Raw genomic sequence first — 17,968 nt, 5'->3', positions numbered from 1 at the left:
TATAGTTTTGCACCAATAGATTTCCGTAAAATTGCTTCTACCAATATGCTTGAGCGGCTCAATCGGGAAATTCGCCGACGGACAACCGTTGTAGGAATTTTTCCCAGTATGGATTCTTATATTCGACTAGTTGTAACATATCTGATCGAATATAGTGAAGACTGGTCAACGAGTCGTTGCTATATTAATCCGAACACACTACAACAGGTCAAAGAAAAAAGACAAAAATCGGTTGCTTAATTGCTTCGGAGTTACCTTAGATTTTGCGAACTACTATTGACATTAGCTTGTAGGGTATCATAATAATAAGGAGGACAATATCTCATGGAGGCACAGGTATTATTTGTAGCGCCATTTTCAGATTTAGCGGAACTGGCATTAACAGTAATTGATGAAAAATTTTCTGATAGAAAAAATTTGTTCCACGTAGTTAAAGCTGATTTGCAAGAAGCTGATACCTTAGTTAAGCAGGCGACAGATAACGGGATAGAAGTTATTGTCAGCAGGGGAGGAACAGCCTCATTAATAGAAAAAAAAGTCGATGTACCAATTGTTTATATTCAAGTGACAGTTGCAGATATACTGCAAGCTCTATTAAAAGTTGGTAAATATCCTGAAAATATAGCTATTGCTGGGTTTGGCAATATGATATATGGTTGTGATGAATTAGGAAAAATATTACATATAAATCTTACGGAGATTCTTTTACAAAATTCTAATGAAGCAGCTCCTAAAATGGAAGCTGCGGTGATGAACGGAGTAGAATTAGTTGTCGGTGATGCCATTTCGGTTAAAATGTCTGCTAAATATGGTATAAAAAGCACTTTGATCCAATCGGGGAAAGAATCTATATATAGGGCATTGCAAACAGCAATATTAATTGCTTCAATACGACGGGCAGAACAGAAAAAAACTGAACAACTTCGAGCCGTTGTTGATGAATCACATGACGGCATAGTCGCAGTGAATCAAGATAAACGGATTACGATATTAAATCCGGTAGCAGAAAAAATATTTAAAAAATCTTGTTTTGATGTAAAAGGAGAATTTGTTGAAGATATTTTTCCTGAATTATCTACAGTGCAAATAAACGGAAAAGATAAATTAGTAAAGATTTTTGAAAAACAATATACTGTACGGAGGGCTTCCATCGCTGTACGAGATAATAACCAAGGTTATATTTATAATTTACAGAATATTTCTGAGGTACAGAAATTGGAAAGAAATATTCGTAAAAAACTTTCGGCAAAAGGTTTGGTCGCAAAATATAACATTAGTGACATAATAGGGAAATCGAAAGCCTGCCTGAGTATGAAAAGAAAGGCAGTTAAATATGCATTAACAGAGTCTACTATTTTAATTACAGGAGAATCAGGAACGGGTAAAGAGATGCTTGTCCAAAGTATCCATAACTTAAGTGTGCGGGCACAAGGGCCTTTCGTTGCTATTAATTGTGCGGCGTTACCTGAAAATCTGCTGGAGTCAGAACTGTTTGGTTATGTCGAAGGTGCTTTCACCGGAGCTAGACGAGGTGGCAGGCAAGGAATGTTTGAATTGGCGCATGGTGGGACATTGTTTTTGGACGAAATAGGAGAAATGCCATTACCTCTTCAATCACGTATTTTACGCGTATTACAGGAAAGAGAAGTTATGCCGCTTGGCGGAGAAGCGGTTATTCCTGTTGATGTAAGAATTATTGCCGCGACAAATAAAAATTTGGCGACAATGGTCACGGAAGGCAGCTTTAGAAATGATTTATATTATCGACTCAATATTTTACGTATCCATATACCGACTTTAGTAGATCGGCGTGAAGATATTCCCCTTTTAATAAAACACTTTTTGACTAGTATGCACGATAAAAATCCACGTGTTACAGATATTACAAAAGAAGCGGTAGATTATCTGGTAAAATTCGACTGGCTTGGAAATATCAGACAAATCGCTAATATGATGGAACGGATATTATTGCTTACAGCGGGAAATGTTATAACAATAGCTGATGTTAGAGATGCTTGTGAAGATGACGATAGAATGAATGCAAAAATTGGAGAGAAAGAGAATAAGGATATTGGGGATTTAACGCAGATGGAAAACAATCTATTGCAAAAAACCTTGGAAGAAGAAAATTTCAATTATACAAGAGCTGCAAAAAGATTGGGAATACATCGTACTACCTTATGGAGACGATTGAAGAAAATATAGTGCACGATGTTTTAATACGCATCATTTTGCGTTGCAAATAGCAACATAAAATGATGCGTATTTTTTTCAACCCTTAAAATATAAGGATATAAGAATTGGCACGGTGTTTGCATAATATTAAATATATAGATTGCAAAGTAGGTGATAGGATGACAAAATTAGCTGTTATTGCTGATGACCTAACCGGAGCTAATGACACAGCAGTACAATTTGCTAAAAGAAATATGTGCTCATATGTAAAGCTTAATATAAATAAATTGAATGTGGGTAAATCAGATGTTCTTGTAATTGATTCAGATAGCAGAAATTTAAGACCGGAAGAAGCTTATAACAAAGTGAAAGCTATTTGCACTGAAATAGCCAAACAAAAAATTCCTTGTGTGTATAAGAAAATAGATTCGACAATGCGTGGTAATGTAGGAATAGAAATAAAGGCTGCCGCAGATATTTTAAAACCAGAGATTGTAATTATTGCGCCGGCTTATCCAGAAAATAACCGTATTACAATAGGTGGTTATCATTTGCTAGATGGGATACCTTTAGAATATACAGAGATGGCACATGCACCTAAAACTCCAATTCATAATTCTTATATACCAGCAATTTTGCAACAACAGGTTGATGAGAAAGTAGGATTACTGGAATTGCTGGTTATTGATAAAGGTGAAAAATGTATTAAAAAAAGGATAGATGCATTAATCGCTGATAATATAAAATGGATAGTTTGTGATGCAGCCAAGCAAAGCGACTTTAGGCAATTAATGAAAGCGTTAAGTGCTTATAAAAATATTTTATGGGTTGGGTCAGCAGGCTTAGCGGAATATTTAAGTGATTTTTATGGCTGGCAGTGTGATTATGGTACTTCAATAATGCGAAGAGAAGGGCCTGTTTTGATAGTGGCAGGGAGCGTGAGCCATATTACCCAGAAACAAATAAAATATGCAGTGTCTAATAAAAATATTAGGGCTGTCAAATTGGATATATTATCAATATTAGCAGAGTCAAAAGAAAAAAAGGAGGGCATAATTAAAACAATAAAAAAGTTGCTGGCAAAACAAGAAGATGTGCTAATAACAGCGGCAATGGATGACAAAGATGTAAAGAAAGCTTTGTGGACAGGCAAACAGTATGGTTTAAAAATGGAGGAAGTTAGTGAGCGTACCGCCTGTTTTTTAGCGGATATAGTAGCACAGCTGGACTTACAAAAATTGGCTGGCATGATTTTGACTGGTGGGGATACAGCTGTTCATATTTGTAGAGCTATAGGTGCTGATACTATAGAAATAATAAAGGAAATAGACAGTGGTGTACCATTGGGGATGTTGTGTGGGACATGCGATGGTATGTTTGTTGTTACGAAGGCAGGTGCTTTTGGAAAGTCGGAAATTTTTGCGAAAGCTATTGATGTGATAAGAAACAATGAAATTTTAGAACGGAACATTGGAGGGATAGCTGAATGAAACCTGTTTTGGGTATTACTATGGGAGATGCTGCGGGAGTAGGACCAGAAGTTATCGTGAAGGCTTTAATGGATAAGAAAATATATCAGCAAGCTTGTCCTATTGTTTTTGGCGATAAAAAAATAATGCAAAGAGCCGTTAAGATAATTGGTGCTGATCTGAGATGCAGAAGTATCAAAAGTATTAATGAGGGTGGTACTGAATATGGAATTATTGATATAGTTGACCTTGATAATCTACCAGAGGATTTGCCATTTGCAAAGGTAGATGGACGTGCAGGCAAAGCCGCTTATGAATATATAGAAAAAGCTGTTGATTATGCCATGCAAAGAAAAGTGCACGCTATAGTCACAGCACCACTCAATAAGGAGGCACTTAATTTAGGTGGAGTACATTATCCGGGACATACAGAAATTTTAGGGGCGTTGATGGGACAGAAAGATTTTTCTATGATGCTGACAAGTCCCAAGCTTAGAGTTATTCATGTCAGTACACATGTTGCGATCAACCGTGTACCAGCATTGGTAAAGAAGGAACGGATAAGCAAAGTTATTGATTTAGCCTATGATGCACTAGGATTAATGGGAATCAAAGAACCACGAATAGCTGTAGCAGGTCTCAATCCGCATTGTGGTGAAGGTGGTCTTTTCGGTACTGAGGATCAAACAGAAATTGTTCCGGCAGTCGAACAGGCGCGTCGTAAGGGTTACAATGTCACAGGCCCATTACCACCAGACAGCGTGTTTCACAGGGCAGCAAATCTTAACGAATTTGATATTGTTGTCGTTATGTATCATGACCAGGGACATATACCAATCAAAGTGTTGGGATTTGACAGCGGCGTCAATGTAACAGTGGGGTTGCCCTGTATACGGACTTCAGTGGATCATGGAACTGCCTTTCCTGTTGCGGGCAAAGGGATAGCCAATAGTAAGAGTATGACAGCGGCTTTAGAACTTGGGGCGCAGATGGCAAAAGTAAAATTTGCAGATATTTTGAATAAATAATAATTTAATCGGAGGGTATTTATAATGAAAAAAATAGAACCACAAGGTATTATTACACCTGTTTTAACAACACTCACAGAAGATGAAAAATTTGCTCCAGAAAACTATGCGGCATTTATTGATAAGTTAATTAATGCAGGCGTCAACGGTATATTTCCTTTGGGTACGAATGGAGAATTTTATGCATTCAGCAATGAAGAAAAATTGGCAATAATAAAGACTGCCGTAAAGGCAGTAAATGGCAGAGTACCAGTTTATGCTGGTACAGGATGTGTAACTACTAAAGAAACGATTGAATTATCACTTAAAGTAAAAGAATTAGGCGTGGATGTGTTATCAATAATCTCACCTTATTTTGTCGCAGTTTCGCAGGATGATCTTTACAGGCATTATAGTGCGGTGGCTGATGCGGTAGATATGCCAATTCTTCTTTATAATATACCAGCAAGAACAGGCAATAATATTGATTTTAAGACAGTTAAAAAATTGGCAGCACATGAAAATATTATCGGTATAAAGGACAGCAGCGGTAATTTTGATAATACCCTTAAATATATTGAAAATACGGATCCACGCCTTAAAGTTTTGGCAGGCAGTGATTCACTTATTTTATGGACGCTTATGGCAGGAGGAGCAGGTGCCATATCAGGATGTTCCAATGTATTTCCTGAATTAATGGTAAGTATTTATAAATACTGGGCCACCGGTGATCTAGCAAAGGCTAATGAAGCACAGAAGAAAATACGTCCTTTCCGTAATGTGATGCAGATGGGGAATCCTAACTCTGTAGTAAAATTAGCGGCTAATATGCTTGGCAATAAGGTTGGCCCGGCAAGGGAACCGTCAAATTGTACAAATCCGGCTATAGTTGAAGCATTAAAGAAAGTATTTACTTTGTATTGATAGGAGCAATGGATAATGGCAAAAGTAGTTATTTCACATAGATTGCATGATGATGGTATGGCTGTATTGGAAAAAGCAGGACTGGATGTGGTTATAACCAATAGTGGTGAACCTGTAGATATGTTGCCAGAACTGATCGATGCGGAAGGGGTTATTATCAGAATCGGTTCTATTGATAAAGAAACCATGCTTAAATGCAAAAAATTAAAGGTGATAGGTCGTCCGGGAGTCGGTGTCGATAATGTTGATGTAGAAGCTGCAACCGAATTGGGAATACCTGTAGTTATTGCCCCTGGTGCTAATACACGTTCAGTAGCTGAACATGCTATGGCAATGATGTTTGCATGTGCAAAAGACATGGTACATTGTGATAAAGAAATGCGTAAAGGAAATTTTGCTGTACGAAGTGCGTATAAAGCGTATGAACTTTTAGGAAAAACATTAGGACTTATTGGCTGTGGACATATAGGTGGAATTCTTGCACAGATGGCATCGGCGATAGGCATGAATGTAATTATTTATGACCCATTTGTAAAAAAAGAAGCAGTTGAAAAACAAGGATATGGATATAAAGAGGATATTCATGACATTTTAAAAGAAGCAGATGTTGTTTCTATTCATACACCGTTAACACCACAAACTAAAAATATGATAGGTGAAGCTGAATTAAAAATAATGAAACCTACGGGTATACTTATTAATTGTGCTCGCGGAGGTATTGTTAATGAAAGTGCATTATGTAAAGCTTTGCATGAGAATTGGATTTATAGTGCTGCGACAGATGTCATCGTTAATGAGCCGATTAGTGCAGATGATCCGTTGTTCAAATGTGACAATATCATTGTTACACCACATATGGCAGGACAAACAAGGGAAGCCGCATCAGGTGTGGCAACAATGGCAGCTGAAGGTGTAGCTGCAATAATAAGAGGAGAAAAATGGGAGAAAGTGTGCAATCCTAAGGCTTATGAACATCCTAGATGGAATAAATAAATTGTTAAAAGTAAAATTATTACAATGTGTTTTGGAGGAATAAAAATGAAACAATGCCAATTGACAGTTCCGTCAGTTATCCATGCGGGACAAGGTTGTATTAATCAAATATCAGAAATTATTAATATAGAACAGGCTAAAAATATATTAATTTTTACTGATAAAGGTGTGCGTGGTGCCGGTTTGTGCGAAACAGTGGAAAAAATATGCGCAACTGTATCATATAAAGTGATTGATGATTTGACAGCAGAACCAGCTGTAGCCGATATTGAACGTGTAATAGCTGAAATAGGTGAAGCAAAGATTGACCTCATAATAGGTGTCGGCGGTGGTAGCGTTATGGATGCATCAAAGCTTGCCAGCATTATTGTGGGTGCAGACTATACATTAAGAGATTTATTGAAGGACAGCAGTATTGCCAAAAAACATATTAAAACAATAATGGTACCTACGACATGTGGTACAGGTTCAGAAGCAACATGCAATGCGATTGTGGCTATTCCGGAACAGGAATCAAAGCAGGGAATTGTAAATAATTGTATGATTCCTGATTATGTGATACTTGATGTAAATATGATAGCTAAATTACCACCGAAAATTATAGCGTCAACTGGTGTAGATGCTTTAGCCCATGTAGTGGAATGTTTTACTTCAAAAAAGGCCACAGTATTGAGTGACACCTATGCAAAAGAAGGGGCACGTAAGATCTTTCACAACATTAGAAAAGCTTATAATAATGCAGATGATATGGAAGCAAAAAGTGAAATGATGGTAGGCGCATTTTATGGTGGTGTGGCAATTACCGGCTCCGGCACTACAGCAGTCCATGCACTTTCTTACCCATTGGGCGGAAAGTATCATATAGCGCATGGAGTATCTAATGCAATTTTATTTGCCCATGTAATGGCATTTAACAAAGATGCATGTGCAGATAGGTTGGCACAGCTTTGTGATGCTGTTTATCCGGAACTTTCCAGTAAATCAATAGATGAAAAAGCTGAACATATAATAAGTGAAATAGCTGAGGTTGTTAAAGCTACAAATATACCGATAAGTTTAAAAGAATTTGGCGTAAAAGATAGCGACTTGGATTTTCTTGTTCAAGCAGGCAGCCAACAAACGCGATTGTTAGTTAATAATTGTAAAAAATTATCTTTGGATGATATACGTTATATTTACAAAAAGGTGATGTAACATTATAAGGCTGATAATAATTAAAAAAAATTAGGCTATATTATTGAGAAAGGCGTATTTTTTCGATAATTTTATAAATAAGGCCGTTTCAAACGGCCTTATTTATAAAAAAAACTGAATTTATATATAAAAATGTCAATACTGTATTTTAAACTTTTAATAAAAATACAGATAATTATCATTATTACAAAATCATTTTACAAGGAAAGTAAAAAGGAGAATACTTATGGAAAATGATAAAATTACAGCAGAAAATTATACTACCCTTGAAGCATCAAAAATATATAAGAAAACAAAAATGCGTTGGGTAATAGCTGGATTGATGTGGGCGGCAATTGCTATAAATTTTTTAGATAGAACTACTTTAGCTATAGCAACACCGCATATAATGCAAGATTTACATGTAACGACACAAGAAATGGGGATGTTGATGTCTGCATTCTTTCTATGTTATGCGTTATTACAAATTCCAGCGGGATTTGTTTCTGAAAAAATAGGGCAACGTAAGGCATTGGGATTATCTGTTCTTTGGTGGTCAATTGCAACAGGTTTAACTGGCATAGCAACAGGTTTTAAATCATTAATGGGATTGCGTATGGTTTTGGGGATAGGCGAAGCAGGAGCATATCCGAGTAACGCAGCAATTACACGTAAATGGTTTCCAAAAAGTGAAAGAGCTACAGTGGGCGGAATATTTGATAGTGGGCAAAAGTTTGGAGGTGCTTTTGGTGTTCCTGTTTTAACTTGGTTGATGATTTCTATTGGTTGGAGAGAAACATTTGCTGTCTTAGGAATTATTGGGATAGTGTGGTCTATAGCGTGGTGGTTCTTTTTTAAAGATGATCCAGCTGATCATAAAGGTGTAAATAAGCTAGAATTAGATTATATACATGATGGAGAAGAAGTAAAAGAGAAAGATAAGACGATGCCTTTAAAATGGTGGCAATTATTGCGCTATAGAAATGTAATTGCTATGTGTATAGGATTTTTCATGATAAATTATAATTCTTATTTTTTCATTACATGGCTTCCTATGTATCTAATGAAGGACAGAGGTCTTAGTTTCAGCCAAATGGGGTTTGCAGCTTCATTACCACTTTTATGTGGTGCGATTATAGAAATACTAGCAGGTTATTTGTCAGATAGAGTGCATTCATCAGGGAAAATGTCTTTGACTAAAACAAGAAAATTATTTTTATGTATCGGTTTGATTATGGCCGCATTTATTGGTTTTGCAGCTGTATCGGAGTCTCTAATAGTGGCGTTAATATTATTATGCATTTCAAAATCTGGTACAGTTGTTGCAGCTTCACAAGTTTGGGCAATTCCAAGTGAAATCGCCCCACGAAATATGACTGGTATCGTTGCGGGAATTCAAAATTGTATATCAAATTTTGGTGGAGTGGTAGGTCCTATAATAACAGGATTTATTGTTGGTTATACTGGACATTTTGAATTTGCTTTGCTATTTTCAGCATTTTTACTATTGATTGCAATTCTTAATTTTATTTTTGTATTAGGAAAGATAGAACCTATTCGAGTAGAAAAGCAATAAAAATTAAATAGCATAAATTGCAAAAATGCAGTATAAGCTATATTTATGTTTATACTGCATTTTCTCTAACTATCATAATATATATATAACTTGTATTTTTCAATTAACATGATAATATAGAAATGTGGGAAAATTTATATATTATACAGGGAGGTAGTTTAATGTCTTTAAGAAAAAAGGTTATGGCAATTATGCTGATGATGAGTTTTATTCCGCTGCTTATTGTAGCGGCAGTGTCAATGCGACACTTGAGCAACACACTGGAGCAAGAGACAATCTCGCAATGCAATGATATGACAAAACAAATCCAGATACAGATGGGAGAATATTTAGATAAAACTTTTCTTGTATTGAAGACAGTTGCTTCTAATCCAGCAGTAAAAACTTATGATCTGGCACAAACAAAAGTTTTTTTGACAGAAGCCTCGAAAATGAATCCCAATTCATTTTCTCTTGATGATGCGAAAGGAAATCAAGTAGTCAGGGGAGATGATATTAAACCGGCAAATATCTGGGAACGTCCTTTTTTCCAAGATGCGTTGAAAGGTAATGATGAAGCTATTTCAGGTGTTGTTTTCAGTAAAAACTCAGAAAGGCTTGTAGTTAACCTTATGACGCCAATACGTGATGCCGGTAATAATGTTATTGGTGTAATGCAAGGGTCACTGCCACTAACGAAGATGAGTGAATTTGTGACGAATCTTTCTAAAGATGGACGTGTAGCTTATATTGTCGACCAGGAAGGAAAGATAATAGCACATCCTGATGAGGAACTTGTTAAAAAACAGGAAGACCGCAGTAATTTATCTTTTATAAAAAATGCCTTAGACAATAAGACAAGTGGAGTAGATATAATTGATGGACAGTCTGGCAAGCAAGTTGTCAGTTACATATATGATCAACGTACGGGATGGGTAATCTGTCTGGAAACTCCTTATTCATTTATAACGCAAAAAACACATACGCTTCTCTTTACCATGATAGGTTTTATTATTTTTGTGTTACTTGTTGTAGCAGGGATTTCCTATGTTATCGCACGTAAATTTACACAACCTATTTTGGAGATGCAGGCGTTGGCGGAACAGATCGCGGATGGTAAGCTTGACCAAAAATTAAAGGCTGATGCAAAGGATGAAATAGGACGACTGGCAGTGGCTTTTAATAAGATGATTGATAGTTTAAGAAATTTGGTAAAGCATGTCCAGACTAATTCAACCCAGTTAATTGATTCGGCAGAGCAATTTACTACAGGGGCATCACAGACTGCTCTCGCGGCAGATCAGGTTGCCAATTCAATAGCAGGGGTAGCACAAAACAGTGAGCATAGCTATAAACTTTTAAATGATTCGGCAGAAGTGGTAAAAAATATGTCGAAACATATAGAAGATGTGTTTAAAAAGACGGCTGATGTGACTGATTACTCTCGCAAAACAGTAGATACCGCTAAAGCCGGTGGGAGTTCTGTGCAAAATGTTATAACAAAGATGCAGGACATTGAAAAAACAGTTAATGCTTCTGCGGGGTCGGTGGCAAATTTGGGAGAACGGTCAAAAGAAATAGGACAGATAGTGGATACTATTTTGGGAATAGCAGGCCAGACCAATTTGTTGGCACTTAATGCGGCTATTGAAGCGGCAAGAGCCGGTGAACAAGGCAAGGGCTTTGCAGTTGTAGCAGATGAGGTAAGGAAACTTGCTGAGCAGTCACAGGAAGCGGCTACTAAAATAGCTGAAATGATTAGTGAAATACAAAATGATACACAAAAAGCAGTTACAGATATGCAGGTAGGCACTGATGAAGTAAAAAATGGCATGGGAGCTATAAAAGAAGCCGGTACAAACTTTGATGCTATCATGAAAATGGTTACAGATCTTTCTGATGAGGTGGCAAATGTTTCATCTGTTATAAAAGGTTTAGCTGATGATGGACAAAATGTTGCAGCGTCGATGGCTCAAATAGATACATTGATGAAAAAATCTACTGATGAAACACAGACTGTTTCCGCGGCTACGCAAGAACAGGCAGCCTCAATGGAAGAAATAAATTCTTCGAGTGAAAAACTGAAGAAAATGGCACAAGAGCTACAGGAAGCAGTACGTCAATTTAAATTATAATGTTTTAATAACTTATGAACAAAATAGTAAAAGGTCATTGCATTTTAGTGTGATGGCCTTTTATTATTTCAATATATTTAGGTTCATTGTCAATGGTTGGGGTTATGAAAAATTCAAGATAGTACAAGGGCAGTAGGAAAATTATCCTGCTGCTTTTTTACAATTAGCAATAAACATCAATCTATTATGGAATCTCTTAAAGTTCCTGACACCGAAACATATTCTTTTTAAAACCTTAGTCCTGTTATTACAGCCTTCAGTATAACCATTTGTGTAACCTGTTAAAATAGCTCTTTTTATTGGATGGAGCCACTGTCTGACAGTTTTTGCCATGGCAAGGAATCTATCTATACCATATTTTTCTACTAAAAAAAGCCATTTATATATTCTTTTATAAAACTGTTTTTCATTTTTACGTAAATTGCAATAGCAAATTGAACAAAAAATCATTAAAAATAAATCTTAACAAGCATATACATGATCTAAAAAAGAATCAAAGAGATCTTCTGGTGAATGGTAACCGAGCACACGCCTTGGACGACTGTTAAGATCATCTGCAAAAGATAAGATTTCTTCATCTGTGTAGTGTTCAATGGACTTACCCTTGGGAATGTATGCACGCAGCATACCGTTGTGTCGTTCGTTGCGTGGCCGTTCCCATGAACTGTAGGGATGGGCAAAATAAACCCTTGTTCCCCATGCCTCGACAGCCGAAAAGTTCTGAAATTCAGGACCGTTGTCTGCAGTTATAGTTTTAAATACCTGCGCAAACCGTTCACCGTATAACTTGTGAAGCTGATTCATAGCCTCACTGACACCAGCACTATTCCTGCCGGAAATTTTAATGGCGATATAGTGGTCAGTGATACATTCTACCATGGTAAACACAACAGATTCCCTGCCCTGACGTCTGCCAACAACGGTGTCAGCTTCCCAATGACCAAACTCTTCGTGCGCAGCGACAACATCAGGACGTTCATCAATGCTGCGGCCGAGTATGCGCCTATTTTTCGGTTCCATTTGCGGTGCTGCTTGTGTGAAAGAGCATGTGGTACATCAAACAGTGTCAGCGGTAGCTTGCCAGCCCACAGCATATTATACAAGGTCTTGGTACAAGGTATTTGTTCTGCCGCAAACACTTGATGGAGTTTTGCATAACCAACACACATATCCAGAGACCATCGTTTTGTACGAACCTGCCTGGACATCCATTGAATAAACGCTTCACATGAATCACTGTCCAGTTTGTATGGTTTGCGGCAGTGTTTGCGGTGTTTGTTGTAAACATCCTGCCCGCGTTTTGCCGTGTATATGGGAATCCGGCCGCGACGGCCTCTGCGCTGCGGTGTACTGCGGCGCAGTTCGTACATGACTGTAGTGTGAGCACAGCCAACCTCAGCAGCGATGCTGCGCAGGGACATTCCCTGATGGTGTAAAGCTTGAATAATACCACGCTCGTCAAGAGATAAGTGCTTACCATGTTTACGAGAATTTGCATATATGTTAGAATGGGATTGATCCATAGTGATTTCTCCTTTGTGAATGTTTTGTGGTAAATCCATTCTAACACAGGTATATCACTGTGGATTATTTTTTTCTTATTTGTTTAATTTCATTTTACAACTAACCTTTTTTTGTTTTATGCTCTTTTTTTGTAAAAAAATAATGTTGGAGTAAGCTTGAATTTTTGCTTACCCCAACATTTAGTATAGAACCGGTTTTTGTTAATATTTTATTCTTATTTATCCTTTGGGCATAGGCACGAGAATATTGATTATGCCTGTAGACCAAGGTGCAAGTTCATAAGGGGGATATATAATACCTATATACATTCCGTCTGGGCGGTTGGTAAGGTAATAGTCAGCCGAAATATATTTGATTTTGTTGATATCGCTGGCAGAAAGAAGGGCATTACCATCACCACCATAAACTTTTGCGGTATTATTATCTATTAATTCTTGAAGCTGCTGGGGAGTGATCTTGAGATAGTTTTCCAATGGAACTTTGTCCCCCGTTTCTTTATTGTATACAACACCATGAATTTTGTAATCACCATGTGCTGCGCGGTCATAGTAACGATATTCATTGAACGTCAGGGAAACTGTTTTGCTGTCTTCATAACAGAGCTTATACTCGAACTTGCTGGTAACATTGGCAGCACTGTCAAAGGCAGCACGCATGTCAGCAAGATAATTTTCGATATCTCTATTTATTTTATAGCTGGCATCAAAATCAGCTGTCCTAACAAAAGGATATTCAGATTTTTCATTTCCTAGATAAAATTCGGCATGAGAAACTTCACTGACATCTGTTGTTTTATCAGCAGCAAAAGCAGTTGCGCTCAGGCACAGGATGACGACGGCGAAAAGTGTTAGTATTTTAAAATGTATTCTAGACATAATGGAACCTCCTTTAGAATTTATCTATTTACCTTAAAATAACATTAATCGGTTAGTATAGTCAATACAAATAAGTGTTTTAAGTCGGTTAAATTTGCTATATATATTAAAACGACAAATAAGAATAACAATACAGCAATATAATATGACAGTTAGAATATACTAAATAGATAGTATTATGCAATAAAATCATAGACTACATTACTCATTGGCATGATGCACTTTATGGGAAGCTTTTTATGTTATAATAAATATAAAGGATCCGTTTAATTATTTATGTGCTTGTCTTGAGGTGCTGTCGCTTTAGAATAATAGACGGTGCGATATTTAATTTAAAAAATATTAAGGGAATTTGCATAGAGAAGGGCACAGGACGGATAGTTATCGGCTAAATGGAGGAATTTATATGGATTTTGTGTGTTCGGACTGTGGGCATAGAGAAAGTGCTGCAACTTATAAACCTAAATGTGATAAATGCGGGGGACTCTGGAAGCTTGATTATGAGGCTCCTAAGTTTGATTTAGCTAAGGTTGATAAAGAAACTTGGAGTATTTTCCGGTACAGGGAGTTTATGCCAATTGAAGATGATTCCTGGCGTGATATTTCCCTTGGTGAAGGTATGACACCTATTATCAATTTTGATAAAAATGTTTTGTTTAAGATGGATTATTATATGCCAACGTTGTCCTTTAAAGACCGTGGTGCGGTAGTTTTGATTTCACATTGCCGCAGTATTGGGGTAAAAAGTGTTGTACAGGATTCCAGCGGTAATGCAGGCGATAGTGTAGCTGCATATTGTGGCAGGGCCGGTATAAAATGTGAAATATTTGTACCGCATAATACTTCTCCTAAAAAAATAGGAATGATCCGGGCACATGGGGCTATTTGTGATGTTATACAGGGATCACGGGATGACTGTGCAGATGTGTGCAGGGCAAAAGTGAAAAAAGAAGGCAGATATTATGCCAACCATGTATATAATCCATTCTTCTATGAAGGAACTAAGACTTATATTTATGAAGTATATGAACAATTAAAAAAAATTCCAGAAAATATTATTGTCCCTCTCGGTAATGGTACATTGTTGATTGGTGTGGTAAAAGCACTTGAAGAATTCCTTGCCGCGGGCATTATTGATAAAATGCCTAAAATTATTGCAGTACAAAGTGAATGCTGTGATCCTTTTGTAGAAGCTGTGAAAAATAAGTCCGCTGTTCCTGCAAAAGTGCAGATAAAGCCAACACTTGCAGAAGGCATTGCTGTGGGTGTACCTATGCGTGGGAAGGAAATACTGGAATATATTTATAAATACAATATAGAGGTAATTGCTGTACCGGAAGAAATGATTTTGCCAACACGTGGTAAATTGGCGGCAAAGGGAATTTTTTGCGAACATACGACGGTAATAAGTTACGCAGCATATCGGCTTTATTGTGAAAGGTTTGGTATGACCGGCAAATGCCTTATCCCAATATGCGGTGCTGGATTAAAGTCCGAACCATGGTAATTTATGTATATTAAAAGATAAGTAGACAGTTGAAATATAATAGATAGTGAAACCCCGCTTTGAAAATTTGGTTTTCAAAACGGGGTTTTTAGGTTGTTATTTTTATTTTAGATTTTGTTGTTGCTGTTGTTTGCGGATGTTTCGCCAATGCAAGACACAGCGTACGCCGTGATGCAGGTGAGGAACAGCAAAACAACGGTTACAGGAAAGGCAAACTGATTTTTGCGCTTTTTCCAAGGAAAATTTAGTTAATATATCCGGTTCACAAATTAGTGGACGCGCCAGGGAAATGAGCGGAATGGCACTGTTTAGAACCTTATTTATATCATCGACGCTTTTGATACCGCCTACTATACTCATAGGTAATGGGGCATCTTTGGCAAAGTTGGCGATTCGATCAAAGTAATATAATGAGCTTGTGCGTGGTTGGTTAATAAAATCAACGCCGCTCCATTCGATGAATTCGACATCAAGTTCATGGCACTTATTTATGACATACTGCATATCCGTGGCATAATCGTCATTGTCTGTATTCGTATCATTGTTTATTTTTATTGCTACAGGAAAATCTTTTCCACATTTTTCTTTAATATCTTTTATGATTTGCGCACATAGGCGGAAACGGTTTTCAATACTGCCACCGTATTCATCATTGCGCTTGTTAAAGGTTTTATCTATGAAACGCGAGAGGAGGTAACTGTGGGCACCATGCAATTGGACACCGTCAACACCGGCCTGCTTTAAACGATAAGCAGCATTGGCGAAAGCGGTACGTATGGTAGCGATTTGTTCGAGTGATAGTTCCTTCGCATAATGGTTTTTAGGTAAGGCACCTGCGCTGACATCGAAAAATTCTGTTGTATCGATGGCACGTGGACCGGCATGGCTTATTTGCGGCATAAATAAACAATGATTTTTGTGTATTAGGGTTGCAGCCTTACTAAATTGGCTGATATATTTGTCATCATCTATACGTATTTGTTCTTTATTAGCGAGGCCGCCAGCAAGGACACAGCAATGCCCACTTATTATAAGGGCAAGATTGTTACTGGAAAGCTCTTCATACATTTGATATTCTAAATCTGTCATAAATCCGTCTGCCGAACCTAAAAAGCTATGTACTGCTGAACGGATGAACGGATTTTTTAATGTTAAATGTGAAAGTTTTACAGGCTTGTCTAGGGGAATCATTTCTTACGTCCTTTACAAAAAAAATAATGAAATTGTCTTGCAAAAATCTATGTTTAATATTGCATGTATTTTGGATACTAATACTTATCCGCTCTGTATGAAAGAGCATTTCATAAGAGCGGATTTAATGAAAAAGTTATTTTATTAGTTCAATCGTTTATGCGCTTTATATTTGCGCCGAGACTGCATAGCTTACCGACAAGATTGTCATATCCACGGTCGATATGGTGGATATATCCGACTTTTGTTTCACCATCGGCCACGAGTCCCGCTAAAACCATAGCTGCACCTGCCCGTAAGTCTGTCGCTTTTACTTGACAGCCAAGCAGATGGTTTACCCCTTCAACGACAGAGGTACGCCCTTCTATTTTTATGTTGGCGCCCATTCGTTTTAGTTCATCAACATGCATGAACCTGTTTTCAAATACAGTTTCAGTCACTAAACCGGTTCCTTCGGCGATAGTAAGCATAGCCATGAATTGTGCCTGCATATCTGTCGGGAAACCGGGATAAGGCATTGTTTTTATATCGACAGCTTTAAGTTTTTTGTCGTTCCTTACGCGAATGCCTTTTACATCTTCGATAATTTCAGCACCAGCTTCAGAAAGTTTTGCTATGACGGGTTTTAAATGTTCACTGATGGCATTTTCTATATAAATATCACCTCTTGTCATAGCTGCGGCTACCATATAAGTTCCTGCTTCTATCCGGTCAGGGATAATAGTATAATCGCAGCCTGTGAGCTTTTTAACGCCTTCAATTTTGATAACGTTAGTGCCGGCTCCGCGGATATTAGCGCCCATCATATTAAGAAAATTAGCCAGGTCAATTATTTCAGGCTCCTGGGCAGGATTTTCTAAGAGCGTTTTTCCTTCTGCCATGCATGCTGCCATCATGATATTTTCTGTTGCGCCGACGCTTGGGAAATCCAAATAAATCTTAGCGCCACGCAGCTTATCGGGAACGGTGGCATTAATAAAACCATGACCTATCTCTATTTGTGCACCGAGTGCTTCAAATCCTTTGAGATGAAGGTCAATTGGGCGTGTACCTATTGCGCAGCCACCGGGTAGGGAAATTTTGGAGTGACCACAACGGGAGAGTAACGGACCCATAATAAGAAAAGAAGCCCGCATTTTACGGATGAGTTCATATGGTGCTTCGCATGAAGCTATATTGGTACTGTCGGCTGTAAAGGTATGACTGTTTTCGTCAAAGTTTACAGCAACACCAAGTTCATTTAAAACTTCAGAGATGGTTTCCACATCATCCAGGCTAGGAACTTCTTCCAGAACACAAGGATGATCTTGTCCTAATAGCGTTGCAGCGATAATAGGTAAAACAGCATTTTTTGCGCCGCTTATTTTAACGCGGCCACAAAGTCTTTTACCGCCGTTTATGACTAATTTTTCCAATTTATATCCCCCAAAAAATGCTTAT

Annotated in this window: 14 protein-coding genes and 1 pseudogene; 10 read left to right on the top strand and 5 right to left on the bottom strand. The window is 37.5% G+C overall.

Going from position 1 to position 17,968, the window contains the following annotated elements; all coding sequences use genetic code 11:
* The 9 genes from EDC37_RS10760 to EDC37_RS10720 form a co-directional block, all read left to right on the top strand.
* A partial coding sequence (locus EDC37_RS10760) for a transposase (protein WP_207900831.1) occupies positions 1–240 on the top strand: 240 nt, incomplete at its 5' end.
* 84 nt (positions 241–324) lie between these two features.
* A complete protein-coding gene (locus tag EDC37_RS10755; RefSeq protein ID WP_132551197.1) occupies positions 325–2,205 on the top strand; it encodes a sigma-54-dependent Fis family transcriptional regulator in 1,881 nt (626 codons plus the stop codon).
* A 149-nt stretch (positions 2,206–2,354) separates the two neighbouring features.
* On the top strand, positions 2,355–3,665 hold the full coding sequence (locus tag EDC37_RS10750) for a four-carbon acid sugar kinase family protein (protein ID WP_132551195.1): 1,311 nt from the start codon (positions 2,355–2,357) through the stop codon (positions 3,663–3,665).
* A complete protein-coding gene (gene pdxA / locus EDC37_RS10745) occupies positions 3,662–4,672 on the top strand; it encodes a 4-hydroxythreonine-4-phosphate dehydrogenase PdxA (protein WP_132551193.1) in 1,011 nt (336 codons plus the stop codon). The genes EDC37_RS10750 and pdxA overlap by 4 nt, the downstream gene beginning before the upstream one ends.
* Before the next feature lie 24 nt (positions 4,673–4,696).
* Positions 4,697–5,575: a 4-hydroxy-tetrahydrodipicolinate synthase gene (dapA, locus tag EDC37_RS10740; RefSeq protein ID WP_132551191.1), complete on the top strand. Its 879-nt coding sequence runs from the start codon at positions 4,697–4,699 to the stop codon at positions 5,573–5,575.
* Positions 5,576–5,590: 15 nt separating this feature from the next.
* On the top strand, positions 5,591–6,568 hold the full coding sequence (locus EDC37_RS10735; protein ID WP_132551189.1) for a hydroxyacid dehydrogenase: 978 nt from the start codon (positions 5,591–5,593) through the stop codon (positions 6,566–6,568).
* Between the two features lie 45 nt (positions 6,569–6,613).
* Positions 6,614–7,762: an iron-containing alcohol dehydrogenase gene (locus EDC37_RS10730; RefSeq protein WP_132551187.1), complete on the top strand. Its 1,149-nt coding sequence runs from the start codon at positions 6,614–6,616 to the stop codon at positions 7,760–7,762.
* A 226-nt stretch (positions 7,763–7,988) separates the two neighbouring features.
* Positions 7,989–9,317 carry an MFS transporter gene (locus EDC37_RS10725; RefSeq protein ID WP_132551185.1) on the top strand — a complete coding sequence of 443 codons (1,329 nt, stop codon included), beginning with the start codon at positions 7,989–7,991 and terminating at the stop codon, positions 9,315–9,317.
* Between the two features lie 161 nt (positions 9,318–9,478).
* Positions 9,479–11,431 carry a methyl-accepting chemotaxis protein gene (locus EDC37_RS10720; RefSeq protein WP_132551183.1) on the top strand — a complete coding sequence of 651 codons (1,953 nt, stop codon included), beginning with the start codon at positions 9,479–9,481 and terminating at the stop codon, positions 11,429–11,431.
* A gap of 141 nt (positions 11,432–11,572) precedes the next feature.
* On the opposite strand, the gene EDC37_RS10715 is transcribed toward EDC37_RS10720, so the two are convergent.
* From EDC37_RS10715 to EDC37_RS10705, 3 genes and pseudogenes are all read right to left on the bottom strand, one after another.
* Positions 11,573–11,881, bottom strand: coding sequence for a transposase (locus EDC37_RS10715; RefSeq protein ID WP_132551181.1), 309 nt, complete (start codon positions 11,879–11,881; stop codon positions 11,573–11,575).
* A 12-nt stretch (positions 11,882–11,893) separates the two neighbouring features.
* A pseudogene (locus EDC37_RS12695) lies at positions 11,894–12,954 on the bottom strand (IS30 family transposase).
* Positions 12,955–13,173: 219 nt separating this feature from the next.
* Positions 13,174–13,830 (bottom strand): RsiV family protein, encoded by a 657-nt coding sequence (locus tag EDC37_RS10705; protein WP_132551179.1) that lies wholly within the window; start codon positions 13,828–13,830, stop codon positions 13,174–13,176.
* Positions 13,831–14,236: 406 nt separating this feature from the next.
* Between EDC37_RS10705 and EDC37_RS10700 the strand changes: the two genes are divergently transcribed.
* Positions 14,237–15,337: a pyridoxal-phosphate dependent enzyme gene (locus EDC37_RS10700; protein ID WP_132551177.1), complete on the top strand. Its 1,101-nt coding sequence runs from the start codon at positions 14,237–14,239 to the stop codon at positions 15,335–15,337.
* Between the two features lie 102 nt (positions 15,338–15,439).
* Here EDC37_RS10700 and EDC37_RS10695 read toward each other — a convergent pair whose 3' ends face one another.
* Both EDC37_RS10695 and murA read right to left on the bottom strand, forming a co-directional pair.
* Positions 15,440–16,528, bottom strand: a complete 1,089-nt coding sequence (locus EDC37_RS10695; protein WP_132551175.1) for an NADH:flavin oxidoreductase — start codon at positions 16,526–16,528, stop codon at positions 15,440–15,442.
* A 149-nt stretch (positions 16,529–16,677) separates the two neighbouring features.
* Complete coding sequence (murA, locus tag EDC37_RS10690) at positions 16,678–17,943, bottom strand: UDP-N-acetylglucosamine 1-carboxyvinyltransferase (RefSeq protein WP_132551173.1); 1,266 nt, start codon at positions 17,941–17,943, stop codon at positions 16,678–16,680.
* Positions 17,944–17,968 lie beyond the last annotated feature (25 nt).

Origin of the sequence: Pectinatus cerevisiiphilus, assembly GCF_004341685.1 — a bacterium.
Classification (GTDB): domain Bacteria; phylum Bacillota; class Negativicutes; order Selenomonadales; family Selenomonadaceae; genus Pectinatus; species Pectinatus cerevisiiphilus.
The sequence above is the reverse complement of the archived record's forward strand: the minus strand, read 5'-3'. Positions and strand labels throughout refer to the sequence as shown.

Bases quoted from the DNA above. Each gene is read 5' to 3' on its own strand.
- EDC37_RS10700 (WP_132551177.1), top strand. From the start codon at position 14,237: ATGGATTTTGTGTGTTCGGACTGTGGGCATAGAGAAAGTGCTGCAACT.
- EDC37_RS10705 (WP_132551179.1), bottom strand. From the start codon at position 13,830: ATGTCTAGAATACATTTTAAAATACTAACACTTTTCGCCGTCGTCATC.
- EDC37_RS10720 (WP_132551183.1), top strand. From the start codon at position 9,479: ATGTCTTTAAGAAAAAAGGTTATGGCAATTATGCTGATGATGAGTTTT.
- EDC37_RS10750 (WP_132551195.1), top strand. From the start codon at position 2,355: ATGACAAAATTAGCTGTTATTGCTGATGACCTAACCGGAGCTAATGAC.
- EDC37_RS10730 (WP_132551187.1), top strand. From the start codon at position 6,614: ATGAAACAATGCCAATTGACAGTTCCGTCAGTTATCCATGCGGGACAA.
- dapA (WP_132551191.1), top strand. From the start codon at position 4,697: ATGAAAAAAATAGAACCACAAGGTATTATTACACCTGTTTTAACAACA.
- EDC37_RS10735 (WP_132551189.1), top strand. From the start codon at position 5,591: ATGGCAAAAGTAGTTATTTCACATAGATTGCATGATGATGGTATGGCT.
- EDC37_RS10725 (WP_132551185.1), top strand. From the start codon at position 7,989: ATGGAAAATGATAAAATTACAGCAGAAAATTATACTACCCTTGAAGCA.
- pdxA (WP_132551193.1), top strand. From the start codon at position 3,662: ATGAAACCTGTTTTGGGTATTACTATGGGAGATGCTGCGGGAGTAGGA.
- EDC37_RS10715 (WP_132551181.1), bottom strand. From the start codon at position 11,881: ATGATTTTTTGTTCAATTTGCTATTGCAATTTACGTAAAAATGAAAAA.
- EDC37_RS10755 (WP_132551197.1), top strand. From the start codon at position 325: ATGGAGGCACAGGTATTATTTGTAGCGCCATTTTCAGATTTAGCGGAA.
- EDC37_RS10695 (WP_132551175.1), bottom strand. From the start codon at position 16,528: ATGATTCCCCTAGACAAGCCTGTAAAACTTTCACATTTAACATTAAAA.